Genomic DNA, 24507 nt, shown 5'->3' on the forward strand with positions numbered 1-24507 from the left:
CGAAAGGGACCCGGGCTGATGGTTATGAACGCACGAGCGCCCGCGGCAACTGCCGCGGGCGCCCCTGCGTTTGTCGGAAGTTACGGGGCCAGCAACGCGCAGACGTCCGTCACGGTTCCCTTGCCGGAGAACAATTCCTTTTCCGATCCGTCGGAGTTGAGCTTCCAGGACATGGTGCCCCTCGTGAAGAACAGCCCGGCGGAGTGCCCTTCCACGACGTCAGTGGTGGCGGGATCGTCGGGAACGTAGGGAACGATGATGATGTTCGACCCCGTTGCGGTGACATCAAAGCTGCCGTCGGAAAGGGTTGTTACGTGCGTCGCCCCGGTGATGACGTAGCTAACGGTCTTCCCTGAGGGACCCGTCAGAGTAACCCTCAGGTTCGGACCGGTAAAGACCGTGCGGTCTCCCGGCAACCGGAGTTCCCCTGTCTTGCCCGAAAGCTGGACCTCGGCGTCGAAGTCTTGGCAATCTAAGTAGAAGGGCTCTTCGTTGACCGGTACGGGGACGGCCAGGTTGTCGGTGGGCGCGGCGACGGCCGGGCCGACGCTTGCGCCTGCTGCCAGTCCGGCAGCGAGTGCGAGAGTGAGTGGGGCGAGCCAGCTTTTCATGAAGATCCTCCTGGATAGCTTGCGAAAGTCCCCCCGGACAAAACGGGACGAGTCCCTAACGGCAAAGCCCTTGCATGCTAACCCCGTCCACGCGGCCCGCCTGCGAGTGTTCACTACTCGCATCTGGAGTGCCCACTACCTGCGAAGCTCCCCGTTCCCGTTTCACGCCTTCGCGAGGGCGCTGGTGCGCAGGCAGGTCGTTGCCCGGAAGGCGATGGAAGCAATGGCGGCCGGGGCTAAGACAGCGGCGGTCCGGTGTCAGGCCACGGCCCCCTGAAAGTGCTTTTCGATGAGTCCCTTGATGTCGTCATGGCAGCCGCCGCACCCTGTCCCGGCGCGGGTGGCGCCCGAGACTTCGGCTACCGTCCCGCAGCCGCCGGTCACCGCAGCGGCGATCTTGGTCCCGCTGACCCCGGCGCACCGGCACACGGTGCGCTCCGGGTCGGCAGCGCCGGCAGCGGCCGCCTGGTCCGGCCCGTCGAGGCGCAGCAGCAGCGACCGGTCCGCCGGGAGCTCGGCGCCGCGTTCGAAGAGCTGCACCAGCTCGGCCCCGGTGCGGGGCATACCCACTGCCACCAGGCCCTCGAGGACACCGGCGCGCGTGGTCATCTTCACGTAGCGGCCGTGCTCGGGATCCGCCCACTGCGCGATCTGCAGCCTGGCCCGGCCGTTCACGGCACCGGCCGTCAGAGCTTCCTCGTCCCACGGGTCGGCGGACACATCCCCGGCCACCGCCATGTTCATGCCCCGAGCCTTGAGCACCACCACACCCGGCAGCTCCGGCGGAAGCGCCGGCAGCTTCTCGGCGTCGGCAGCCCCGGACGCCAGCAGCGTTAGGTACTGGGCGAGCCATTCGGCCTGGCGCCAGCCCGGGCCCACCAGCCCGGACGGGCCGCGGGCCGTCCGGCATTCCGTGCAGTCGGGCTCGGGGCAGCGGACCTCGGCGCAGTCTCCGATCGCAAATATGTGCGGCTCGTGGTGTGCCCGGAGCTTGTGGTCCACCAGGATCCCTGCGCCGGTGGAGAGCCCGCAGCCTTCGGCGAGTTCAGTCCGCGGGCGCACGCCGCAGGAGAGAACCAGCAGGTCGCCGTCGATCGCGGACCCGTCGTCGAGCAGCAGCGCCGAAAAGCCGCCGTCGGGAGCGTTGTGTTCCACTCCGGTGGACCGGGCGTTGCCGGCCACCCGCACGCCGCAGTTCCGCAGCGAAGCCGCGAGCACGGCGCCGCCGCCGCGGTCGATGTTGCGGCCCAGCGGATGCGGGCCGTTGTGCACCACGGTCACCGTGGCGCCTTCCTCGGCTGCGGCGAGGGCCGTCTCCAGGCCCAGCACGCCGCCGCCCAGCACCACCACGCGCTTGCCGCCGGCCACCGCCGCCTGCAGCACCGAAGCGTCGCGCAGGTCCCGCAGCGCGGTGACGCCGGCCGGCAGGACCGGCGCGGCCGGGTCCGGGTTGAGCCCGGTGAGGTTGGGGATCACCGGGCGGGAGCCGGTGGCGAAGACCAACCGGTCGTAACCGGGGGATGTGCCGTCGCTGAGGACCAGCTGCTGCCGGGCGCGGTCCACGCGGCGGACCCGGACACCCAGCCGGACGTCGACGCCGTCGGCAATCAGCGCAGCGGCGTCGGAGAGCGCCAGGGCCGACGCCGTGGTCCGCCCGACGCCGAGATCCGCCACGAGCACGCGGTTGTACGCGGCCTCTGCCTCCTCGCCGATCACCGTCAGGTGCGCGAGTCCGCTTTGGACCGCCGGGAGCAGCTCGTCGACCAGCCGCGCGGCCACCGGCCCGAAGCCCACAACAACAATGCGCTCAGTCATGACGCACCTTCCTTCTGCAGTTCATTCGCGCGGAGATTGGCGGCGCCGGGCCTGACCCAGACGTGGCTGTTCTTGAACTCCGGCATTCCGGAGATCGGATCCGTGGCCGCCTCCGTGAGGCGGTTGGCGCTCTCCAGTTCCGGAAAGTGGAACGGCAGGAACACCGTTTCTGGCCGGATGTCCGTGCTCAGCTCGGCGCGGCAGGCCACCTCGCCGCGCCCGTTGGAAATCGAAACGACGTCGCCCTCGGCGATGCCCTGAGCGGCGGCGGCCGACGGATGGATCTGCAGCCGCGCTTCCGGTTGGGCCGCGGCCAGCGCGGCCACCCGCCGGGTCTGCGCGCCGGACTGGTAATGCTCCATCAGCCGCCCGGTGATCAGCGTCATCGGCTTGCCCACCTGAAAACTGCCGGCCCGGTCCGCGGCGTCGGCAGCATCCGAAGCCGAAGCCGCACGACGGCGGGGCGTCACCGGAGTGAACACGGCCCGCCCGTCCGCGTGGGCAAAGGAGTCCAGGAACAGCCGCGGGGTGCCGTTGCTGCCGGCGGGGTAGGGCCAGTAGGCGGCCTCGCCGCGGTCCAGCATGGCGTAGTCGATCCCGGAGTAATCGGCCAGGCCGCCGGAGGACGCGAGCCGGAGTTCCTCAAAGACGGTTTCCGGATCCTCGCTGAACATCGACGGGGCGTCCAGGGCCTCGGCCAGCCGGGTCATGATCCACAGCTCGCTGCGCACCCCGGGCGGGGGAGCGAGGGCCCGGCGGCGGCGGAGCACCCGGCCCTCAAGGTTGGTCAGGGTGCCTTCCTCCTCGGCCCACTGGGTGACCGGAAGGATCAGGTCCGCCTCCGCGGCGGTCTCGGAGAGGAAGAAATCGCAGACCACCAGGAAGTCCAGGCTCCGCAGTCCGGCGATCACGGCGTTGACGTCCGGGGCGGACACCGCCACGTTGGCGCCGTGCACGAAGAGGCAGCGGACGCCGTCGGGCTGTCCGAGGGACTTCAGGAGCTGCACGGCGGGCAGGCCGGGGCCGGGAATGAGCCCTTCCGGCACGCCCCAGACCTCGGCCATGTGGGCGCGGGCGGCGGGGTCGGTGATCTTGCGGTAGCCGGGGAGCTGGTCCGCCTTCTGGCCGTGTTCGCGGCCGCCCTGGCCGTTGCCCTGGCCGGTGAGTGTGCCGTAGCCGCTGCGCGTGGAGCCGGGCAGGCCCAGCAGCAGGGAGAGGTTGATGGCCGCGGTGGCGGTGTCCGTGCCGTCGACGTGCTGTTCCACGCCGCGGCCGGTGAGGATGTAGCTGCCGCCGCGGCGCGAGCCGTCGGCGAGCCGGCGGGCGGTGTCGCGGATCAGCCCCGCCGGGACGCCTGTGAGGGACTGCACGCGCTCGGGCCAGTAGGAGGCGACACTGCGGACGACGGCGTCGTACCCGGCGGTGCGGGCCGCGATGTAGCCGGCGTCGGCCAGGCCCTCGTGGATCACGACGTGGGCAAGGCCCAGCAGCAGGGCGAGGTCGGTGCCGGGCAGCGGCTGCAGGTGCAGGCCGCCGCCGTCGGAGGTGAACGCCGCGGTGGCGGAACGTCGGGGGTCCACCACGATCAGGCCGCCGGCGTCGCGGGCGCCCTGCAGGTGCTGCACGAACGGGGGCATGGTCTCGGCGACGTTGGAGCCGAGCATCAGGATGGTGCTGGCGGCATCGAGGTCCTCCAGCGGGAAGGGCAGGCCGCGGTCAAGGCCGAAGGCGCGCATCCCGGCCGCGGCGGCGGAGGACATGCAGAACCGGCCGTTGTAGTCGATCCGTGAGGTGCCCAGGGCCAGCCGGGCGAACTTGCCCAGCTGGTAGGCCTTCTCGTTGGTGAGCCCACCGCCGCCGAAGACGCCGACGGCGTCCGCCCCGTGGCGGGCGCGGGTGGACTTCACCGCAGCGGTGATGCGCTCCAGCGCCTCGTCCCAGCCGATCGGGCGGTGGACGCCGTCGGCGCCCTTAAGCAGCGGTTCGGTGACACGGCCGGGGTGGTTCAGCAGCGACGCCGAGGTCCAGCCCTTGCGGCACAGCCCGCCCCGGTTCGTGGGGAAATCCCGTCCGGCCACGTCCAGGAGGGCGGCGGCGGGCTGCTCCGGCACGGGGACTGACCCCGGCTGGGAGGCCGGGGTCAGCGCCGCTGGTGTGGTGAGCGTCATGGCGCACTGCAGAGCGCAGTAGGGGCAGTGCGTGTCGGCGCCGTTGGTCATGTTAGACGTGTCCCATCGCGTTTCGGTTGGCGTTGCGGATGTAGCAGAACCAGCAGACGACCAGCATCAGGACATAGGCCCCGACGAAGCCGTAGAACGCGGGGGTGTAGGAGCCGCTGGCGCTGTTGGAGGCGTTGAGCACCTGCGGGATGACGAAGCCGCCGTAGGCGCCGATGGCCGAGATCAGGCCAAGGGCCGAGGAGGCGAGGCGCTGGGTGGTGACCGTGCTGGCGCCGGCCTTGGCTGCCCGGCTGGAGGTGGCGAAGATGATCGGGATCATCCGGTACGTTGCGCCGTTGCCGAAGCCGCTGGCGGTGAAGAGCAGCAGGAACAGGCCCAGGAAGAGCCAGAAGTTCTTCAGCGGCAGGGTCCAGATCATGGTCAGGGTGATGACGGCCATCGCGGCGAACGCTGCGACGGTCATCCGGGCGCCGCCCATGCGGTCCGCCATGCGTCCGCCGTAGGGGCGGGCCAGCGAGCCGACCAGCGGGCCCAGGAAGGCGAGGGACAGGGCAACAGTGCCGACTCCGATGGAGGAGAATGCCGGGAAGTAGTCCTTGATGAGCTTGGGGAACACACCGGCGAAGCCGATGAAGGAGCCGAAGGTGCCGATGTACAGCAGCGCCATGATCCACAGGTGCGGTTCCTTGAGCGCGGCGAGCGAACCCGCGACGTCGCCCTTGGCGCTGGTGAGGTTGTCCATGTACTTCCAGGCGCCGAACGCGGCGATCAGGATGAAGGGGACCCACATCCAGCCGGCCATGGGCAGGTTCACGGTGCCGGCGGCCAGCAGGGTGATCGCAATCGGGACGGCAAGCTGTGCGACGGCGGCACCGAGGTTTCCGCCGGCGGCGTTCAGGCCCAGCGCCCAGCCCTTCTCGCGGGCCGGGTAGAAGAAGGTGATGTTCGCCATCGAGCTGGCGAAGTTGCCGCCGCCGAAGCCGGCGAGGGCGGCCACGAACAGCATGGTGCCGAACGGGGTCTCCGGGTTGGAGACGCACAGGGCCAGGCCGATCGAGGGGATCAGCAGCAGCAGGGCCGAGACGATGGTCCAGTTGCGGCCCCCGAAGCGGGGGACCATAAAGGTGTAGGGGATCCGGAGGGTGGCGCCGACCAGGCTCGGCATCGAGATGAGCCAGAAGATTTCCGAGGTGGTGAAGGTGAAGCCGGCGGCGGGCAGCTGGACCACCACGATCGACCAGAGCTGCCAGACGACGAAGCCGAGGAACTCGGCGAAGATGGACCAGTTCAGATTGCGGCGGGCAATGGTGCGTCCCTGGGACTCCCACTGTTCCTTGTTCTCGGCATCCCAGTTGGCAATCCAGCGGCCGGGGCGGTATTCAAGGGCGGGACCGCCGAGGGTGGTGCCGGTGTTAAGAGTGGGGGAAATGCCGGTTGGGGCATCTGCAGTGCGTTCAGCAGTCACGGGGACCTCCTTGGGGGATGTTGTCCTTCCAAGGTAGGTAATCCGCGTTTCCGGGAGCCTCGCCGTTTGTTAACGTGCTGTGACGTTTGCCTATCGGCGCGTTTGTGGCGGGGTGAGGGTCTCCGTTAGGCGTAGTGTGATGACCACCACGTGAGACAAATCCCGGCGTCCAAATAGTGGAACATTTGTCCATTGACTGGACGCCGGAAACTATTATGTAAGCATACGTATCCTCTTCCGGGCGGCCTCCTGCAGGCCCAGCCCGGTCTTCACGAAAGCGCTACTACATGTCATCCACTGCCACCTCCGCGGAGCATGGGTCCGCCCAACCGGTGAACTCGCGCGGCCGCGTTATCGTCGCCAGCCTGGTTGGCACCACCGTTGAGTTCTACGACTTCTACGTGTACGCCACCGCCGCTGTGCTCGTTTTCCCGCGGCTGTTCTTCCCCGGCCAGAACGAGACCACCCAGCTGCTGAGCTCGTTCGCCGTGTTCGGCGTCGCGTTCATCGCCCGTCCGCTCGGGTCCATCATTTTCGGGCACTTCGGTGACAAGTTCGGCCGCAAGGGCACCCTCGTGGCGTCGCTGCTGACCATGGGTATTGCCACCTTCCTCATCGGCTGCCTCCCGACGGCGCTTGTTCCGGGCTGGGAGTTCTGGGCGCCGGCACTGCTCGTCGTCATGCGCTTCGCCCAGGGCCTTGCCCTCGGCGGCGAATGGAGCGGGGCCGCCCTGCTGGCCACCGAGAACGCCCCGGCGAACAAGCGTGCCATCTACGGCACGTTCCCGCAGCTGGGTGCGCCCATCGGCTTCATCATCGCCAACGTGATCTTCCTGGTCTTCAGCTACGCCCTGTCACCCGAGGCCTTCATGGCATGGGGCTGGCGTGTGCCGTTCCTGCTCAGTGCCGTCATGGTCATCATCGGGCTCTACGTCCGGCTCAAGCTGATCGAGACCCCGGCCTTCACCAAGGTTCTGGAGTCCAATGAGGTCGCCAAGCTGCCGCTGGCCCGGGTCTTCAACACCAGCTGGCGCAAGCTGATCCTGGGCACGTTCATCATGCTCGCCACCTACGTGCTGTTCTACCTGATGACCACGTTCACGCTGACCTATGGCACCCGCGCCTCCAGCCTGGACGCCGCGAAGGCCGCAGCGGAGAAAGCCGGCAAGCCGATGACCGAGGCCGCGGCCGCTGCGTTCGTCCCCGGCCTGGGCTACACCCGCAACGACTTCCTCTGGATGCTGATTGCCGGCGTCGTGTTCTTCGGTATCTTCACCCTGGTCTCCGGCCCGCTGGCCGAGAAGTACGGCCGCCGCAAGATGCTGATCGCCGTGACCCTCGGCATCATCGCGTTCGGCCTGCTCTTCGTTCCGCTGTTCAGCGCCGGTTTCGTCGGCACGATGGCCCTGCTGATCATCGGATTCTCCCTGATGGGGCTGACCTTCGGGCCCATGGGTGCGCTGCTCCCGGAGCTGTTCCCGACAAACGTCCGCTATACCGGCTCCGCCATCAGCTACAACTTCTCCAGCATCCTCGGTGCGGCCGTGGCGCCGTTCATCGCCGTCTGGCTCTGGGAAGTGGGCAAGGGCAGCCCGATGCTGGTCGGCGTCTACCTCGCCTCCATGGCGGTGCTGACGCTGATCGCCCTGTTCGTCAGCAAGGAAACCCGCGACCTGGAATACACCAACAACGTCGCCTGACCCCGGTTCCCGGGCTGGGGCTGACGCTCCCGCCCGGTTACCGACAGAAATGCCCGGCGTGTTCACTGAACACGCCGGGCATTTCCGTGTCGGCGGGAGGGGCCGGGGAAAGTAACAGGGCAGGAACGCCCGGAACGCGGACCGGAAGACTGGGCAGGAACGCCGGACAGCGGACCGGAAGACCGTGCCTAGCGCGCGTAGAGTTCCACGAAGTTCCGCAGGATCTTCATGGGTTCCGTGGCCGTGAACCGCCGGGCATCCTCCATCAGCATTTCGGCCGATTCCGGCGGGAAATAACCGGCATGGCGGTAGATGTCGATCCTGGTGACCAAGCCCTGCGCATCGAGTTCGGGGTGGAACTGTGTGGCGTACAGGTTGGTTTTGATCCTGAACATGTGCACCGGGCAGGCGGCGGAGCTGGCCAGCAGCACGGCGTGGGAGGGGAGCAGGGTGCAGGCTTCCTTATGGCCGGTGAAGGCCGTGAAGCTGTCCGGCAGCCCGCGCAGCAGGGGGTCCGCCAGCCCTTCTTCCGTCAGCTTGATGGTCACACCGCCGAGGCCCTCGCCGTAGGTCCGATCGATCACGGCGCCCTGGTGCCGGCCCAGCGTGCCGACCCCGTAGCAGGCGCCCAGGAAGGGGAAGTCCTCGGGCACGATCCGGTCCAGCAGGGCCGCGAGCTCATGCTCCACCCGGTGCTGGACGTCGCTCTTTTCCTCGGCGGGGTCGCTGGAGGTGAAGGGACTGCCGCCCACGATCACCCCGGAGTACTCGGAGAGATCCAGCCGGGGCAGCGGCGCGGCTTCCAGCCGGATCCGCCGCAGCTGCGAGGGTTCGAGCCCTCCGTAGCGCAGGTAGGCTTCGTATTCGTCCTCGGCGGCGGCGTCCTCGGCCCGGGAGGCCAGGAGCAGAAATGGTTTCACAGACCAAGTCTGCACGGGCGGGACGCGGGGGCGCCAGAGGCGCGCCTGCGTCCCGCCGTCTGACGGCTACTCGGCGGCGTCGTCCTCGATCAGCGCGATGATGGCGCCAGCCGAGACGGTCTCGCCGGCCGTGGCGGACAGCCCGATCACGATTCCGGCGCGGTGCGCGGTGAGCGGCTGCTCCATCTTCATGGCCTCGAGCACCACCACCAGGTCGCCCTCGGCAACGAGGGCGCCCTCGACGACGGCCACCTTGACGATGGTGCCCTGCATCGGTGAGGTCAGGGCGTTGCCGCTGGCGGCCGCGACGGCGCCGCCGGTGCGGGACCGCTTCTTGGCCTTGGCCGGCTTGACGGCCCCTGAGCCGCCTCCGGTGCCCAGCGACGCCGGGAGGACGACCTCAAGGCGCTTGCCGCCGACCTCGACGACGACGCGCTGGCGTTCGCCGGCGTCGGGCGTTTCAGCCTCGGTGCCGGTTGGCGTCCAGGCGGGGATGTCGTTGACGAAGGCCGTTTCGATCCAGCGGGTGTGGATCTTGAACGGGCCCTCGGCGGGGGCGAAATCGGGGTTGGTGACGACGGCGAGGTCGAACGGGATGACGGTGGGGATGCCCTCCACCACCATCTCCTCGAGGGCGCGGCGGGCTCGCTGCAGGGCCTGCGGGCGGGTGGCGCCGGTGACGATCAGCTTGGAGAGCATCGAGTCGAAATTGCCGCTGATGATGTCGCCCTGCTCCACGCCGGAGTCGATCCGGACGCCGGGCCCGGTCGGGTTCTTGAGCAGGGTGATGGTGCCGGGGGCGGGCATGAAGTTCCGGCCCGGGTCCTCGCCGGTGATGCGGAATTCGATGGAGTGGCCGCGGACTTCCGGGTCCCCGTAGCCGAGTTCCTCGCCGCGGGCCAGCCGGAACTGCTCGCGGACGAGGTCGATTCCGGTGACCTCCTCGGAGACGCAGTGCTCCACCTGGAGGCGGGTGTTGACCTCGAGGAAGGAGATGGTGCCGTCCTGGCCCACGAGGAACTCGCAGGTGCCGGCGCCGAGGTAGCCGGCTTCCTTCAGGATGGCCTTGGAGGATTCGTAGAGCCGGCGGTTCTGCTCCTCGGTGAGGAACGGGGCCGGTGCTTCCTCGACGAGCTTCTGGTTGCGGCGCTGCAGCGAGCAGTCGCGCGTGGAGACCACCACGACGTTGCCGTAGGCGTCGGCGAGGCACTGGGTCTCGACGTGGCGCGGGGCGTCCAGGAAGCGCTCGATGAAGCACTCGCCGCGGCCGAAGGCGGCGACGGCTTCACGGACGGCGGATTCGAACAGTTCGGGGATTTCCTCGCGGGTGCGGGCCACCTTGATGCCGCGGCCGCCGCCGCCGAAGGCTGCCTTGATGGCGACCGGCAGGCCGAACTTGTCGACGAACTCGAGGATTTCCTCGGCGGATTCGACCGGGTCGGCGGTGCCGGGAACCTGGGGGGCGCCGACCTTTTCGGCGATGTGGCGAGCCTGGACTTTGTCGCCCAGGGCGGAGATCGCGGCGGGGGAGGGGCCGATCCAGGTGATGCCGGCGTCGATCACTTTGGCGGCGAACTCGGCGTTCTCGGCCAGGAAGCCGTAGCCGGGGTGGATGGCGTCGGCACCGGAGCGGTGGGCCACCTCAATCAGCTTGTCCATCACGAGGTAGGACTCGGCGGCGGTGTTGCCGCCCAGGGCGTAGGCCTCGTCGGCGAGCTTGACGTGCAGCGCGTCGCGGTCCGGGTCCGCGTAGACCGCCACGGAGGCGATGCCCTCATCGCGGGCGGCGCGGATGATGCGCACGGCGATTTCGCCGCGGTTGGCGATCAGCACCTTGCTCAGCGGATGGGTGGCTGCGGCGGTGCCTTCTGGGGCTGATCGCTGCACGGGGGTTGCGGACTGCTCCGAATTTGCTGACAAGGCGTCTCCTTCTTTCCTTCAGGGAGCCTAGCGCGGTTTTGTGGGTTCCGCCGATATTACTTGCGGATTCCGCGGTCAAAGGGCCCCACCTTTGTAGGGTTGCTACAAAGCTCTGCGAATTAGCTCACTCGGCCCGGAGCAGTGCGGGATCCGCGGCGCCGGTGGTCCACAGTTCCGTGATGCCCACCTGCGCCTGGTTCAGCAGTCCGCGGAGGGTGGAAATGGACAGCCCGACGACGGCGTGCGGGTCGCCGTCGACCTTGCGGATGAAGGCTCCGCCGTAGCCGTCGATCGTAAAGCTGCCGGCACACTGCAGGGGCTCACCGGTGGCGATGTACGCGTCGATTTCCTCGACGCTCATCTCCATGAAGTGGACCTCGGCGGAGGTGACGTGCCCGAGGGTTGCGCCGGAGCCGGCAGCCCCGGATTCATCGGTCTCCTCGGTGTCGCGGCAGTCGACGAGCCAGTGTCCGGTGTGCAGCACGCCCTTGCTGCCGCTCATCCGGAGCATCCGCTCCCTGGCGACCTCGGCCGTGTAGGGCTTGCCGTGCGCCTCGCCGTCGAACTCGAAGACCGAATCGCAGCCGATCACCAGGGCGCCGTCGGCCTCGGGCAGGGAGGCCACGGCTTCGGCTTTGGCCCGGGCCAGCAGCAGGGCGGTGTCGTGCGGGTCGGTGACGCCGTAGCGGGCCTGGACGGCGTCCTCGTCGACATCCGAAACGAGGATCTCGTGCCGGATGCCGGCGTCGGTGAGCAGCTTGGTGCGGGCGGGGGACTGGGAGGCAAGAATAAGGCGGGTCACCGCTCCAGCCTAGTTCCTAGGGCTCGTCGTCGCCGTGCCCTTTTTTGTCAGAGGTCGATGAGAGCGTTGGTTCATGGACGGGAACCACGGACCGCAAGACGAACTCCTCAGCGCGATAGCGATGTGCGGCCGCGCGTTTGAAGAGGTTACTTTGCCTAAGAGCAATGCAGGACGGATTGAATTGTGGCGGCGGTTGGAGGAGCTGAGCTCCGCGATGGCCACGGTCAGGACGCGCCTTGAAGTGGCACTGGTCCTAAGCCGTGTGCCGATAGCGTCCGGTGTGGGGACCTCCCCAATGGCCTCCGAAGCGGTTGACCGGCTTCTGTTGGCCGTCAATAATGTCATAGCTTTCCGGGACACTTGAGCCATGGACGGTACTCAGTCAGCCGCGGGGGCTCTGGCAGCAGAGGGGTGCAGCTGCGCCTGTAGTTGCGGGAACAGGCCGGCAACCGAAGATGCAGGCACAGCGCTGTGCGGCGGTGTGCCTGGGCTGGACGGTGAGCGTTTGATTGCTGAAATCCGGGCCCTGGAAGACGAAAAGTCTGCCCTGGCTGCCCGCCAGGCCCGGCTGTCCGTCGCCTTCGACCTGCTCCAGCGCCGCGAACAGCGGGACCGTGGGATACCGGCCGCGGAGCTGGGCTCCGGGGTCGGCGCGCAGATCGCCCTGGCCCGGCGGGAATCCCCGGCCCGCGGCGGCCGGCTCCTAGGCCTGGCGAAAGCCCTCGTCACCGAAATGCCCCACACCCTCGCGGCCCTGGAGACCGGGCAGCTCAACGAATGGCGCGCCACCCTGCTCGTGCGTGAAACCGCGTGCCTGTCCGCGGAGGAACGGGCCGCCGTCGACGAGGAGCTCGCGGCCGACGCCGGGACCTTCGACGGCGCCGGGGACCGGGGAATCATCGCCGCAGCCCGCACCGCGGCCTACCGGCGGGACCCGCGCTCGGTCACCCAGCGCGCCAGCCACGCCAGCACCGAACGGCACGTCAGCCTCCGCCCGGCCCCGGACACCATGTGCTACCTCACCGCCCTGCTCCCCGTCGCCGCCGGGGTCGCCGTCTACGCCGGCCTCACCCGGCACGCCGACACCCTCCGTTCCGCCGGGGACCCCCGCACCCGCGGGCAGCTCATGGCCGACACCCTCATCGAACGCACCACCGGAACGGCCGGCGGGATCAGCGGGATCGAAATCCAGCTCGTCATGACCGACCGCACCCTCTTCCAGGGCGACAGCGAACCCGCCCGCCTCCCCGGCTACGGCATCGTCCCCGCCGGCTGGGCCCGCGACCTCCTCACCAACGCCGGGGACGCCGGAACCGGTACCCGGACCCGGGACTCCGCCTCGGACAGCCGCGGAGACAGCAGCGGAGACAAGGCCATGAACGTCTGGCTCCGCCGGCTCTACACCGCACCCGGCACCGGCGAGCTCACCGCCCTCGACTCCCGCGCCCGGCTCTTCCCGCCAGGACTCCGCCGCTTCCTCACCGCCCGCGACGACACCTGCCGCACCCCCTTCTGCGACGCCCCCATCAGACACTTCGACCACATCATCCCCTGGCACCGTGACGGCACCACCACCCAGGACAACGGCGCCGGGCTCTGCGAGGCCTGCAACCACACCAAAGAAACCCCCGGCTGGTCCTCCAGACCACGCCCCGGACCCCGACACACCCTCGACGTCACCACCCCCACCGGCCACACCTACCACTCCACCGCACCGCCCCTCCCGGGAACCCCTCTCCGCCACGCCGAACCGAACGCGGACCTGGCCGTGGCACGGAGCCCGGACCACCGCCGCCAACGCCACCAAAGGGCCAACGACCTGCACCGCACCCGCAGGCAAAGCCAAATCGCAGCCTGAATGAACAACAGTGGAGCGCCGCAGCCTGAACAAACAACCGGCATCCTGAACAAACAACCGGCTGCCTGCAAAAGCAGCCTGCACCGCGGCCGGCCTGCCTGGATGGTGCCGCCGTCGGACGCCGCCCAGCCGGCGGCGGTGCCGTCGGCGTCGTCGTCGTCGTCGGACGCCAGTCTCGCCGAACGCGGCGACAACAAAGCCGCCCGCCGATCGCAATGATCGGCGGGCGGCTCGTGGAACCTACAAGGCGGCCGGATGCAGCCAGAGGGCTACCGGACGGAGGCCTCTTCAGGTTCAGTAACGGGACCCGGGACGGCAGCCGCGGGCTTGCGCAGCTTGGCGCCTTCGACGTCCACGTCCGGCAGGATGCGGTCCAGCCAGCGCGGCAGCCACCAGGCCTTTTCGCCGAGCAGGTACATCACGGCGGGGACGATCGTCATCCGGACCACAAAGGCGTCAATCAGCACGCCGAAGGCCATGGCGAAGCCGAGCGGCCGGACCATGTTCAGGTGGGAGAAAATGAAGCCCGAGAACACGCTGACCATGATGATCGCGGCCGCGGTGACCACGGCAGCGGCGTGGCTGAACCCCGAGCGGACCGCGTGTTTGGCCGATTCACCGTGCATGTACGACTCGCGCATGCCGGAGGCAATGAACACCTGATAATCCATGGCCAGGCCGAACAGCACGCCAATGAGGATGATCGGCAGGAAGCTCAGCACGGCGCCCGGATTCTCGACGCCGAAGATGGGCCCAAGCCAGCCCCACTGGTAGACGGCGACGACGGCACCGAAGGCGGCAGCGAGCGAGAGCAGGAATCCGCCGGTGGCAAGCAGCGGGACCCAGATGGAGCGGAAGACCAGCAGCAGCAGGATCAGCGAGAGGCCGACCACGATCGCCAGGTACGGCGGCAGGGCGTCGCCGAGTTTCGTGGACACGTCGACGTTGCCGGCGGTCTGTCCGGTGAGCCCGATGCTGACGCCGGTGGTGTCCTTGATCTGGCCCTTTTCGGCGCGGAGTTCGGATACTACCTGAACGGTGCTGGCGCTGGCCGGGCCCTCGTTCGGGATGACCTGAAACACCGCGGTGCGGCGGTCCTCGCTCAGAGCCAGCGGCACGGCGGCGCTGACATTCTCGGTCTCGCGCAGGATGTCCGCGACGTCGAACTGGGTGGCCTGCGCCTCGGCTTCGCTGAGTCCCTCGGGGAGATCGCCCACCACGATGATTGGGCCGGTCATGCCCTCGCCGAAGCTCCGCTTGGTGACGTCGTAGGCCTGGAAGGCTTGCGAGGCGACCGGCTCGGAGCTGGCGTCCGGCAGTGCGAGCCGCAGCTGGGCTGCGGGCAGTGCCACAACACCGAGCAGGACCACACCGGCCAGCAGGGCCAGCCACGGGTGGTTAGTGACAATGCCGCCCCAGCCGTGGCTGCTGCGGTATTCGTCCTTGGCGCGGTCCTCGGTTTCGTGGCCGGGCGCGGCGTTGTGCCGGTCCGCCTTGGCCCAGGCGCGCTTGGAGATCAGTTTCCGACCAATGAGGGAAAGCACAGCCGGCGTCAGGGTCAGGGCCACAACGACGGCGACGGCGACCGTTGCGGCGGCGGAGAGGCCCATGACGGCCAGGAACGGAAGGCCCGGGACAACCAGGGCCGCGAGGGCGATGATGACGGTCAGGCCGGCGAAGAGCACCGCGTTGCCGGACGTGCCGGTGGCGAGCGCCACGGACTCCTCGGGGTCCATGCCGGAGAGTAGCTGGCCGCGGTGCCGGTTCACGATGAACAGCGAGTAGTCGATCCCGACGGCGAGGCCGAGCATCAGCGCCAGCATCGGGGAGATGGAGCTCATGTCCGTGGCGCCGCTGAGGGCGAACGTGCCGCCCACACCGACGGCCACGCCGACGACTGCCATCAGCAGCGGAAGCCCGGCGGCGATAAGGGTCCCGAGCATGATGATCAGGACAAGGGCCGCAACCGCGATGCCGATGATTTCGGCGGCGCCAAAGAGCTCGGAGATGTCCTCGCTGATTTCCTTGCTGGGCAGGGCCGTGACGTTGGCGGCGGACACCTCCTTGACGATGTCCTGGACTTCCTGCCGGACCTCCGGGTTGAGGCCGTTGATGGAAGTCTTGAACTGGACCTGCGCGATCGCTGCCTTGCCGTCCTCGGAGACGAAGCGGAGGCCCTTCGAGGCCTCCAGCTGCCGGGCGCCAAGGGCCAGCTTGGCCTCGCCGGCTTCCAGTTGCTGCGTGCCGGCGTCGAGCTTTGACTGACCTTCGGCGAGGGCAGCCTTCTGCTGGCCGAGCCGTGCCTCAATTGCAGCGGCCGGCATTCCGGCAGCCGCCATCTGCTGTTCGGCAGCGTCCAGCTGGGCCTTGCCGGCGGCGAGCTCGGCAGCGGCCGTCTCAAGCTGGGCCTTGCCGGCAGCGGACTGCTCCTTGCCGGCGGCCAGATCGGTGACGGCCGTCTCCAGTTGCGCCTGGGTGGCGAACGGGTCGACCGTGCCCTGAACGTCCGGGAGGGTCTCGAGCTTGGTCAGCGCGGCCGTGACGGCGTCCTTGCCCGCCTGGCTGAACTCGGCGTCGTTGGCTTCGAACACCACGCTGGCGGAGCCGCCGGAGGACGAGGGCAGCTCGGTCTTGAGCTTGTCGGCCATCTGCTGGGTCTCGGTGCCGGGGATCTGGAAGTTGTTGGACAAGGTGCCGTGGAAGGCGGCTGCCGCTCCACCGACGGCCACCATAACGGCGAGCCACAGGGAGATGACGAGCCAGCGGTGGCGGTAGGAGAATTTGCCGAGGCGGTAGAGCATCAGGGCCATGTCAGTGCCGATCTGGGGAAGGGGTGGCGGTGGAGTTGGGCGCCGGGTTGGCTGCCTGGGTAGTTGAAGGCGCGGCGTCGGGGCGGGCGAATCCGGAGCCCAGCAGGCCCATGGAATCGATCAGGAGCTGCCGCAGGGTGGACAGGGATTCCGGGGTGAGGGATCCGCCGCACCGCAGGAACCAGACGTCCATGGCGGCTTTGCCGCAGGAGATGACCGAGCCGGCCAGGGCGCGGAGGTACAGCTCGTCCAGCTCGGCGCCTTCGCTGACCCGCTCGCGGGCCGCGGTAATGATCTCCACGGTGCAGTGGTCCCAGGCTTCGAGCTCGGACCGGCTGAGCTGCGGATTGGCCTGGCCCAAGCTGTACAGCTCGGCCAGTGGGGCGACCGTCATCGGGTCCGCGAGCTCCACGAGGGCTGCCCGGGCCGATTCCAGGAAGGGTTCCCCTGCCGGGCGCAGGCGGAACTGTTGGAGTGCCTTGTCCAGGAATCCGAAGGTGACGGCGGCAATTGCCGCCTCGGTGCTGCTGAAGTAGTTAAAGAAGGTGCGGCGGGAGATACCGGCGGCGTCGGCGATGTCCTCGACCGTGAAATTGCCGGGGCCGTTGGACCGGAGCAAAGCCAGCGCGGCGTCGGTAATGGCCTGGCGCGTGGCCGCTTTGTTCAGCTCGCGGCGCGACGGTCCGTCAGCCGGCGAGTGGGACGCCGACGGGACGTCTGCGGTGGGGGGCGGGGTAACGGGCACACGGTTACACTACGTGCATGTTTGCACTCCGGGCAACTTTTTTCGGCGCAGGGGAACGGCTGTGGGAATTTGGTGCCGGGGGACCCGCTGCGGGGGAGTCGGCCCGCATCCCGAGCCCCCAAATCTCCGCCAGATGACCGTCGCCAACCTTCACAGGAAGATGAAAGGTTCCGAACAGCTCCCGCTGAAGGGTCCGGCGGAGACTGGAACTACGTCTTGGAAAAGACAACCACAACCGCAGCCGTCACCAGCTGCAGACCAGGAGACAGCACATGTCACGTACCAAGAGAATGACGCTCGCCATCTCGGCCGGGGCACTGGCCCTGGGCGCCGGCCTCGGAGTTACCGGGATGGCATCGGCAGCCACGACGCCGACCCCCACCCCCAGTTCCAGCGCGTCGGCAGAGGCAACGCCCGGGACCACCGACGGTCAGGGTATGCGCGGCGGCCACGGCAAGGGCGGAGAGCGCGGTGCCGCCCAGGCTGCCGAACTGGCTGCCAAGCTCGGCGTCGATGAGGCCAAGGTGACCGAGGCCCTGCAGGCCTTCCGCGAAGCCAACAAGCCGACCACCCCGCCGGCTGAGGGCACGAAGCCGGACCGCGCAACCAGGGAAGCGGCCCTGGCGAAGTCGCTGGCGGAGTCGTTGGGCATGGAGGAATCCAAGGTCACCGCGGCCCTGGAGGAGCTGCGGACCGCGGCCCAGGCTGACCGTGCCGCGGCGCTGAAGACCAAGCTGGATACGGCGGTCACCGACGGCACGCTGACCCAGGCCGAGGCCGACGCCGTCGCCAAGGCGGTCGAGAAGGGCGTGATTGGCGGAGGCCGGGGCGGACACTAGGCGTCACCGCACAATCGTCGATTGACGCGGCTCAGTCGCGGCTCAGTCGCGCCTTAACAGGGGAAGTCCCCGGGAGTATTCCCGGGGACTTCCCCTGTTAAGGCTGGCGCCGTTCAATGCCGGTGCAGTCGGTTACGCCCTGGTGCCGGCCAACGCGCGGCCTTCCGGCGGCGCCGCGGGAGCGGCTGCAGCCGGGTCGACGGCGGCGTTGGCTGTGCCGGTTGCGGTGTCGACTTCGTCGCTGAACGGGTCACCGGTGCGCGGTGCGTTGTACAGCGACTCGTCGAGGATGCCCTGGCGTTTGGCCACGATCGTGGGGATCAGGGCCTGCCCGGCCACGTTGACCGCGGTGCGGCCCATGTCCAGGATCGGGTCGATCGCGAGCAGCAGCCCGACGCCGGCCAGCGGCAGTCCCAGCGTGGAGAGCGTCAGGGTTAGCATCACGACGGCGCCGGTGGTCCCGGCGGTCGCGGCGGAGCCGAGCACGGAGACGAGGGCAATCAGCAGGTACTGGGTGAAGTCGAGCTGTATGCCGAAGAACTGGGCCACGAAGATCGCCGAGATGGCGGGGTAGATCGCGGCGCAGCCGTCCATCTTGGTCGTGGCGCCCAGCGGTACGGCGAAGGAGGCGTAGGCGCGGGGGACACCCAGGCTGCGTTCGGTCACGCGCTGGGTCAGCGGCAGGGTGCCCACCGAGGAGCGGGACACGAAGGCCAGCTGGACGGCCGGCCAGACGCCGGAGAAGTACTGCTTGATCGACAGGCCGTGGGCGCGGACCAGGGCCGGGTAGACAACGAACAGCACAAGGGCCAGGCCCACGTAGATGGCGAAGGTGAACTTGCCCAGGGAGCCGATGGTGTCCCAGCCGTAGATTGCCACAGCGTTGCCGATCAGGCCGACGGTGCCGATCGGGGCGATCCGGATGATCCACCAGAGGACCTTCTGGATCACGGCGAGGGCGGAGGCGTTGAGGTTCAGGAACGGCTCGGCCGCCTTGCCCACCTTGAGCGCTGCGATGCCGACGGCGACCGCGATCACCAGGATCTGCAGGACGTTGAAGCTCACCGCGGTGGTGGCGACGCCCTCGGTGACGGTGGTGCTGGCGCCGAGGCCCAGGAAGTTCTTCGGGAACAGCCCGGTCAGGAACGCCCACCAGTCACCGGACTTGCCGGCGTACTTGGCTTCCTGGGTGATGCCGGTGTTGGCGCCGGGCTGCAGGAACACACCCAGGCCGATGCCTATCAGAACGGAGATCAGCGCCGTGATGGCGAACCAGAGCAGCGTGTTCCAGGCCAGCCGGGCGGCGTTGGAGACGGCGCGCAGGTTGGAGATGGAGCTGACGACGGCGGTGAAGACGAGGGGCACAACGGCAGTCTGCAGCAGCGAGACGTAGCTCGAGCCGATGGTCTGCAGGGTGGCGCCGAGGGCGTTGGGGTTCGCCTTGGTGCTGCCCGTGTACTTGGCCAGCAGGCCAAGTCCCAGGCCCACGATCAGGGCGGCGATGATCTGGAAGCCGAACGAGCCGGCCCACTTGGGCAACTGGAAGCCGGTCTTTCCGGCGGGTGCGGGGGTGTTTGTCTGAGTGCTCACCGGATCACGCTAGGTCCGGCGCAACTATCACGGCGAACGGATGTTGAGAAATATGACGCTGCAGATTTCCGGCCCCGCACGCAAAATCCCCGGAAACACGCCGGGGGACACCCCGATTGTGAAGTTATTCCCGGGCCGGTTGTGGCGATTGTCTCCCGTGCGGCCCGGGATTTACGCCGAGGTGACAGTTCGCGCCCATGGGCTGCCCCACCATGGGCGCGAACTGTCACTTCGGCGGTGTTGCGCCGGCAGTGCCCGCTTGCCGGCGGAGTTGCACCGGCGGCGCGCCTCTCGGCGGTGCTACGCCAAGAGTGCGCGCTTGAGGGTGTCGAGCCCGACCGAGCCGATGTTGAGGGCCTTGGTGTGGAACGCCCGCAGCTCGAAGCCGGGACGGGATTCGAGCTCGGCGCGGATCTGTTCCCAGAGCCGCTGGCCCACCTTGTACGACGGCGCCTGGCCCGGCCAGCCGAGGTAGCGGGTGAACTCGAAGTTCAGCTGGCCTTCGCTGATCGCGAGGTTCTCCTTGAGGAACCCGTACCCCTTGTCCGGGGTCCAAGTGCCAGACCCCCATCGCTCGGGCATCTCCAGCTCCAGGTGGACGCCGATGTCGAACACCACGCGGGCGGCCCGCATGCGCTGCATGTCCAGCATGCCCATGTGGTCACCGGGATCCTTGAGGTAGCCCAGTTCCTGCATCAGGTTCTCGGCGTAGAGCGCCCAGCCCTCGCCGTGCCCGGAGGTCCAGCAGACGTTCCGGCGCCACTTGTTGAGGAGCTCGCGGCGGTAGGTGGCGGTCGCGATCTGCAGGTGGTGGCCCGGGACGCCCTCGTGGTAGACCGTGGTGGTCTCGGCCCAGGTGGTGAAGGTGTCCTCGCCCGGCGGCACGGACCACCACATGCGGCCCGGCCGGCTGAAGTCGTCCGAGGGTCCGGTGTAGTAGATGCCGCCCTCGTCCGTCGGGGCGATCTTGCACTCCAGGGTCTTCATGACGTCGGGGATGTCGAAGTGCACGCCGGCGAGGTCGGCCACGGCCCGGTCGGAGAGCTCCTGCATCCACACCCGGAGCGCCTCGGTGCCCTTGAGCTGCCGGGCGGGATCGTTGTCCAGGACTTCCTTGGCTTCCTCGATCGTGGCGCCGGGGCGGATTTCCTCGGCCACCCGCTCCTGTTCGGCGATCAGGCGGTCGAGTTCCTGCACACCCCAGGCGTAGGTTTCCTCCAGGTCCACGGCGGCGCCGAGGAACCCGCGGGAGGCCAGCGCGTAGCGCTCGCGGCCCACGGCGTCCTTCTCCGGCGCGACGGGCAGCAGCTCGGACTCCAGGAAGCCGGCCAGCCGGGAGTAGGCCACCCGTGCGGCGGCGGCGCCGGCGTCGAGTGCGGACTGCACGTCCCCGGGCAGCGGGCCGTCCGCGGTTTTGGCGTTGGCCGCCAGCTTTGCGAAGAAGCCGTCCTCCGCGGCGTGCTTGGTGGTCTGTTCAATCACGATCTTCACCTGCCGCGCGGCGGCAACCTTGCCGGCCTCCAGAGCGGTGCGCAGCGACACGATGTAACCGTCCAGCGCGGCGGGGACGTTGTGCGCACGGCCCGCGATGTGCTCCCACTGCGCCGCGGTGTCCGTCGGCATCAGGTCGAAGATCGCCCGGATCTCCTGCGGCGCGGAGGCGATGTTGTTCAGCTCGGCCAGGTCCCAGCCGGATGCGTGGAGTTCCAGCTGCAGGCCCAGGCGCTCGCGCATGGCATCCAGGGTGACGGCGTCGACGTCGTCCGCCGGCTCCAGGCCCTCCAGCGCCGCCAGCGTCTCGCGCGCGGCGGCCGCGAACTCCTCAATCCCGGCCGGGGAGAAGTCCTGGTATTCGGTCTCGTGCCCGGGGATTCCGAGCTCGGTGGCGAAACTCGGGTTAAGCCGGATCAGCGTGTCCGTGAAGGCATCGGCGACGGCGTCGATAGCGGTGTGCGGGCGCGCCGGAACGGTGCTGTTGGCGGCAGTGTTGTCAGTGGGTTCGGTAGTCACCCGAAAAACATTAGCCGGGCCGGGGTCGTTATGAAAGGGTTGCTGCACTTTTTCCGGGGCCCGGGCGGGTGGAGTGGCCCGGAGGCGTTAGCCGCGGCTGCGCTTCCAGGAACCGGGTCCCGGCTTCGGTGCCAGCTGCAGCTGCTGCCGGCGGATCCAGTGCCGGGCGCTCGGCTGCTGCGGCTCGGCCGGTTCGCCGCTGCCCACGGACAGCACGACGGCGGCCAGCGCCGCGAGCTCCTCCGGAGTGGGCTCGCCCTTGACGACGGCGAACAGCGGCTGCTCGGCCGCCGGCATCTCCCCGGACCCGACCGCGGACTCGTCCCCGGGCTCAACCGCGGAGTGGCTGACCGTCACAGCGGGATGTTCCCGTGCTTCTTGGCGGGCAGGCTGGCGCGCTTGTCCCGCAGGGCACGCAGGCCCTTGATGATCTGCAGCCGGGTCTCGGACGGGGCGATGACCGCGTCCACGTACCCGAGCTGGGCCGCCTGGTAGGGGTTAAGCAGCTCCTCCTCGTACTGCCGGATGACCTCGGCGCGCTTGGCCTCGACGTCGCCGCCGTCCGCCGCGACCGCGGCGAGTTCGCGGCGGTACAGGATGTTAACGGCGCCCTGGGCACCCATCACGCCGATCTGCGCGGTGGGCCAGGCCAGGTTGAGGTCCGCGCCGAGCTTCTTGGAGCCCATCACGATGTACGCCCCGCCGTAGGCCTTGCGCGTGATGACGGTCAGCTTCGGCACGGTGGCCTCGGCGTAGGCGTAGAGCAGCTTCGCGCCGCGGCGGATGATGCCCTGGAACTCCTGGTCCTTGCCCGGCAGGAAGCCCGGCACGTCCACGAGCGTGATGATGGGGATATTGAAGGCGTCGCAGTGCCGGACGAAGCGGGCGGCCTTCTCGGAGGCGGCGATGTCCAGGGTGCCGGCGAACTGCATCGGCTGGTTGGCCACAATGCCCACGGTGTGGCCCTCGACCCGGCCGTAGCCGATCATCACGTTCGGTGCGTAGAGGGACTGCATCTCCAGGAAGTGCGCGTCGTCCACGATCTGATCGATGACCTTGCGCATGTCGTACGGCTGGTTGGCCGAATCCGGGATCAGCGTGTCCAGGGCGAGGTCGTCGTCGTCGAGCTCCAGCTCCTGGGTGTGCTCCAGCACCGGGGCCTCGGCGAGGTTGTTGGAGGGCAGGAAGTCCAGGAGCTCGCGGACGAACTCGATGGCGTCGGCCTCGTCGGAGGCGAGGTAGGTGGAGGTGCCGGTGTTGGCGTTGTGCTGCCGGGCGCCGCCGAGGGTCTCCATGTCCACGTCCTCGCCCGTGACGGTCTTGATCACGTCCGGGCCGGTGATGAACATGTGCGAGGTCTTGTCCACCATGACCACATAGTCGGTCAGGGCCGGGGAGTAGGCCGCGCCGCCGGCGGAGGGGCCCATGATGAGGGAGATCTGCGGGACCACGCCGGAGGCATGGACGTTGTTGCGGAAGATGTCCGCGAACATCGCAAGCGAGGCGACGCCTTCCTGGATGCGGGCGCCGCCGCCGTCGAGGATGCCGACCACGGGGCAGCCGTTGCGCAGCGCGAATTCCTGGACCTTGACGATCTTCTCGCCGTTGACCTGGCTCAGCGAGCCGCCGTAGACGGAAAAGTCCTGGCTGTAGACGGCCACGGGGCGGCCGTCCACGGTGCCGTAGCCGGAGACCAGGCCGTCGCCCAGCGGCTTCTTCTTCTCCATGCCGAAGGCGGTGGAGCGGTGCACGGCGAGCGCGTCGAACTCGACGAAGGAGCCGGCGTCCAGCAGCAGGTCGATGCGCTCGCGGGCCGTGTTCTTGCCGCGGGCGTGCTGCTTCTCGATCGCTTCCGGGCCGGAGGGCTGCTCAGCACGGGCCTGGCGGTCGCGGAAATCGGCAATCTTTCCCGCGGTCGTGGTCAGATCGTGGCTCATCAAGTGTCTCCGGCTCTGTCGCTGATGTTCTGCTGAATCGTGTGGTGCTGGCGGTGCTGTGGTGCGCCGGCCCTGTCCCGCGTGGCGCTTTAGCTGGTATCCACAAAAGCCGGGCCTTGATGGCAAGTCTAGTGACGCCATTGGCCCACGCCGCTGTAGAAAACCTACAAGATTCACCGCCACTCTCACCGGAAGCACCACGCGGGCCCGGGCGGCGGTTGACCGGACGGGCGCCGCGCACCTATGTTACTCATCAGTAACATGGGCTAGAGTGTCCTCATGACTTTGAGCAACGACGCTTCGGGCACCGCCCCGCAGTCCCAGCAGCCAGGGCCCTACCAGGCCGCCGGGTCCCTCCAGGGCCGCACGATCCTCATTTCCGGGGGAAGCCGCGGCATCGGCCTGGCCATCGCCACCCGCGCCGCGCGCGACGGCGCCAACATCGTGCTGATGGCCAAAACCGGCCAGCCGCACGCCAAGCTCGAAGGCACGGTCTACTCCGCCGCCGAACAGATCGAGGAAGCCGGCGGCCAGGCCCTGCCGCTGGTCGGGGATGTGCGCAACGACGCCGACGTCGCCGGCGCGGTGGCCGCCGCCGTCGAACGCTTCGGCGGGATCGACATCGTCATCAACAACGCCTCCGCGATCGACCTGTCCAAAACCGACGACGTCGACATGAAGCGCTACGACCTGATGCAGGACATCAACGTCCGCGGCACCTTCCTGCTCTCCAAGCTCGCCCTGCCCGCGCTGCGCGAATCCGACGCCGGCCAGATCCTGACGCTCTCCCCGCCGCTGAACCTGGACCCCAAATGGGCCGGCATGCACCTGGCCTACACCATGGCGAAGTACGGCATGAGCCTGACCACCCTGGGCCTGGCCGAGGAACTGAAGGTCGACGGGATCAGCGTGAACTCGCTGTGGCCCTGCACGCTGATCAACACCGCCGCCATCCGCAACATGCCGGGCGGCGAAAAAATCGTCCGGGGCGCCCGCGGCCCCGAAATCATGGCAGATGCGGCCCACGCCGTCCTGACCAGCAGCAACGCGATCCCGGAATCGGGCAGCTGGAGCGGGAACTTCTACACCGACGAGCAGGTCCTCGCGGCCGCCGGCGTCACAGACTTCACCCCCTACAGCCTGGGCGCCCCGGAAGAGAAGCTGATTCCCGACATCTTCCTCTGAGTTTCCTGCGGCGTCCGGTGTTCCAGTGAACGGCCGGCGGCGCCGAAATTCCCCACTATTGCGGGTTCGAGGCCGGAAATCCGCGGCGTTTCGGCCCAACACGCCGTTGGGGGCACTCAA

At 68.6% G+C, this 24507-nt stretch carries 18 protein-coding genes; 5 read left to right on the forward strand and 13 right to left on the reverse strand.

Features of this window, described 5'->3' with window-relative positions; all coding sequences use genetic code 11:
* Positions 1-80: 80 nt before the first annotated feature.
* The 4 genes from AC06G6_RS05725 to AC06G6_RS05740 all read right to left on the reverse strand — a co-directional run bounded on the left by AC06G6_RS05725 (position 81) and on the right by AC06G6_RS05740 (position 6071).
* Positions 81-611 (reverse strand): hypothetical protein, encoded by a 531-nt coding sequence (locus AC06G6_RS05725; protein ID WP_479827190.1) that lies wholly within the window; start codon positions 609-611, stop codon positions 81-83.
* A gap of 258 nt (positions 612-869) precedes the next feature.
* A complete protein-coding gene (locus AC06G6_RS05730) occupies positions 870-2426 on the reverse strand; it encodes an FAD-dependent oxidoreductase (RefSeq protein ID WP_479827192.1) in 1557 nt (518 codons plus the stop codon).
* Positions 2423-4645: a molybdopterin oxidoreductase family protein gene (locus AC06G6_RS05735; RefSeq protein WP_479827194.1), complete on the reverse strand. Its 2223-nt coding sequence runs from the start codon at positions 4643-4645 to the stop codon at positions 2423-2425. Before AC06G6_RS05735 ends, AC06G6_RS05730 begins: the two co-directional genes overlap by 4 nt.
* Before the next feature lies 1 nt (position 4646).
* Positions 4647-6071, reverse strand: coding sequence for an MFS transporter (locus AC06G6_RS05740; protein ID WP_479827196.1), 1425 nt, complete (start codon positions 6069-6071; stop codon positions 4647-4649).
* A gap of 287 nt (positions 6072-6358) precedes the next feature.
* Here AC06G6_RS05740 and AC06G6_RS05745 point away from each other — a divergent pair, with 287 nt between their 5' ends.
* Positions 6359-7771, forward strand: coding sequence for an MFS transporter (locus tag AC06G6_RS05745; protein WP_479827198.1), 1413 nt, complete (start codon positions 6359-6361; stop codon positions 7769-7771).
* A gap of 188 nt (positions 7772-7959) precedes the next feature.
* Here AC06G6_RS05745 and AC06G6_RS05750 read toward each other — a convergent pair whose 3' ends face one another.
* From AC06G6_RS05750 to AC06G6_RS05760, 3 genes are all read right to left on the reverse strand, one after another.
* Positions 7960-8691 (reverse strand): glutamine amidotransferase, encoded by a 732-nt coding sequence (locus tag AC06G6_RS05750; RefSeq protein WP_479827202.1) that lies wholly within the window; start codon positions 8689-8691, stop codon positions 7960-7962.
* Between the two features lie 66 nt (positions 8692-8757).
* Complete coding sequence (locus AC06G6_RS05755; protein ID WP_479828550.1) at positions 8758-10578, reverse strand: acetyl/propionyl/methylcrotonyl-CoA carboxylase subunit alpha; 1821 nt, start codon at positions 10576-10578, stop codon at positions 8758-8760.
* 157 nt (positions 10579-10735) lie between these two features.
* The gene (locus tag AC06G6_RS05760; RefSeq protein WP_479827204.1) at positions 10736-11413 is read right to left on the reverse strand and encodes a Maf family protein; all 678 of its coding nucleotides are present in this window, start codon (positions 11411-11413) and stop codon (positions 10736-10738) included.
* A gap of 367 nt (positions 11414-11780) precedes the next feature.
* Between AC06G6_RS05760 and AC06G6_RS05765 the strand changes: the two genes are divergently transcribed.
* A complete protein-coding gene (locus AC06G6_RS05765) occupies positions 11781-13271 on the forward strand; it encodes an HNH endonuclease (protein WP_479827206.1) in 1491 nt (496 codons plus the stop codon).
* The gene (locus AC06G6_RS05770; RefSeq protein ID WP_479827208.1) at positions 13272-13490 is read left to right on the forward strand and encodes a hypothetical protein; all 219 of its coding nucleotides are present in this window, start codon (positions 13272-13274) and stop codon (positions 13488-13490) included.
* 50 nt (positions 13491-13540) lie between these two features.
* Here the strand turns inward: AC06G6_RS05770 and AC06G6_RS05775 are convergent, their stop codons facing one another.
* Both AC06G6_RS05775 and AC06G6_RS05780 read right to left on the reverse strand, forming a co-directional pair.
* A complete protein-coding gene (locus AC06G6_RS05775) occupies positions 13541-16081 on the reverse strand; it encodes an MMPL family transporter (RefSeq protein ID WP_479827210.1) in 2541 nt (846 codons plus the stop codon).
* Position 16082: 1 nt separating this feature from the next.
* Positions 16083-16826 (reverse strand): TetR/AcrR family transcriptional regulator, encoded by a 744-nt coding sequence (locus AC06G6_RS05780; RefSeq protein ID WP_479827212.1) that lies wholly within the window; start codon positions 16824-16826, stop codon positions 16083-16085.
* 272 nt (positions 16827-17098) lie between these two features.
* Here AC06G6_RS05780 and AC06G6_RS05785 point away from each other — a divergent pair, with 272 nt between their 5' ends.
* Positions 17099-17665, forward strand: a complete 567-nt coding sequence (locus tag AC06G6_RS05785) for a hypothetical protein (RefSeq protein WP_479827214.1) — start codon at positions 17099-17101, stop codon at positions 17663-17665.
* A 132-nt stretch (positions 17666-17797) separates the two neighbouring features.
* Here the strand turns inward: AC06G6_RS05785 and AC06G6_RS05790 are convergent, their stop codons facing one another.
* The 4 genes from AC06G6_RS05790 to AC06G6_RS05805 all read right to left on the reverse strand — a co-directional run bounded on the left by AC06G6_RS05790 (position 17798) and on the right by AC06G6_RS05805 (position 23202).
* Positions 17798-19255, reverse strand: a complete 1458-nt coding sequence (locus tag AC06G6_RS05790) for a dicarboxylate/amino acid:cation symporter (protein ID WP_479827216.1) — start codon at positions 19253-19255, stop codon at positions 17798-17800.
* A gap of 300 nt (positions 19256-19555) precedes the next feature.
* On the reverse strand, positions 19556-21265 hold the full coding sequence (locus AC06G6_RS05795) for a DUF885 domain-containing protein (protein WP_479827217.1): 1710 nt from the start codon (positions 21263-21265) through the stop codon (positions 19556-19558).
* Between the two features lie 87 nt (positions 21266-21352).
* The gene (locus AC06G6_RS05800; protein ID WP_479828551.1) at positions 21353-21562 is read right to left on the reverse strand and encodes an acyl-CoA carboxylase subunit epsilon; all 210 of its coding nucleotides are present in this window, start codon (positions 21560-21562) and stop codon (positions 21353-21355) included.
* Between the two features lie 56 nt (positions 21563-21618).
* A complete protein-coding gene (locus AC06G6_RS05805; RefSeq protein ID WP_479827219.1) occupies positions 21619-23202 on the reverse strand; it encodes an acyl-CoA carboxylase subunit beta in 1584 nt (527 codons plus the stop codon).
* A gap of 279 nt (positions 23203-23481) precedes the next feature.
* On the opposite strand from AC06G6_RS05805, the gene AC06G6_RS05810 reads away from it, so the two are divergent.
* Entirely contained in the window at positions 23482-24387 is a 906-nt protein-coding gene (locus AC06G6_RS05810; protein WP_307458898.1) for an SDR family oxidoreductase, read from the forward strand.
* Positions 24388-24507 lie beyond the last annotated feature (120 nt).

Source organism: Arthrobacter sp. CJL-S3 (genome assembly GCF_056711635.1).

Bases quoted from the DNA above. Each gene is read 5' to 3' on its own strand.
- AC06G6_RS05725 (WP_479827190.1), bottom strand. From the start codon at position 611: ATGAAAAGCTGGCTCGCCCCACTCACTCTCGCACTCGCTGCCGGACTG.
- AC06G6_RS05730 (WP_479827192.1), bottom strand. From the start codon at position 2,426: ATGACTGAGCGCATTGTTGTTGTGGGCTTCGGGCCGGTGGCCGCGCGG.
- AC06G6_RS05735 (WP_479827194.1), bottom strand. From the start codon at position 4,645: ATGACCAACGGCGCCGACACGCACTGCCCCTACTGCGCTCTGCAGTGC.
- AC06G6_RS05745 (WP_479827198.1), top strand. From the start codon at position 6,359: ATGTCATCCACTGCCACCTCCGCGGAGCATGGGTCCGCCCAACCGGTG.
- AC06G6_RS05765 (WP_479827206.1), top strand. From the start codon at position 11,781: ATGGACGGTACTCAGTCAGCCGCGGGGGCTCTGGCAGCAGAGGGGTGC.
- AC06G6_RS05770 (WP_479827208.1), top strand. From the start codon at position 13,272: ATGAACAACAGTGGAGCGCCGCAGCCTGAACAAACAACCGGCATCCTG.
- AC06G6_RS05775 (WP_479827210.1), bottom strand. From the start codon at position 16,081: ATGGCCCTGATGCTCTACCGCCTCGGCAAATTCTCCTACCGCCACCGC.
- AC06G6_RS05785 (WP_479827214.1), top strand. From the start codon at position 17,099: ATGTCACGTACCAAGAGAATGACGCTCGCCATCTCGGCCGGGGCACTG.
- AC06G6_RS05800 (WP_479828551.1), bottom strand. From the start codon at position 21,562: ATGCCGGCGGCCGAGCAGCCGCTGTTCGCCGTCGTCAAGGGCGAGCCC.
- AC06G6_RS05805 (WP_479827219.1), bottom strand. From the start codon at position 23,202: ATGAGCCACGATCTGACCACGACCGCGGGAAAGATTGCCGATTTCCGC.
- AC06G6_RS05810 (WP_307458898.1), top strand. From the start codon at position 23,482: ATGACTTTGAGCAACGACGCTTCGGGCACCGCCCCGCAGTCCCAGCAG.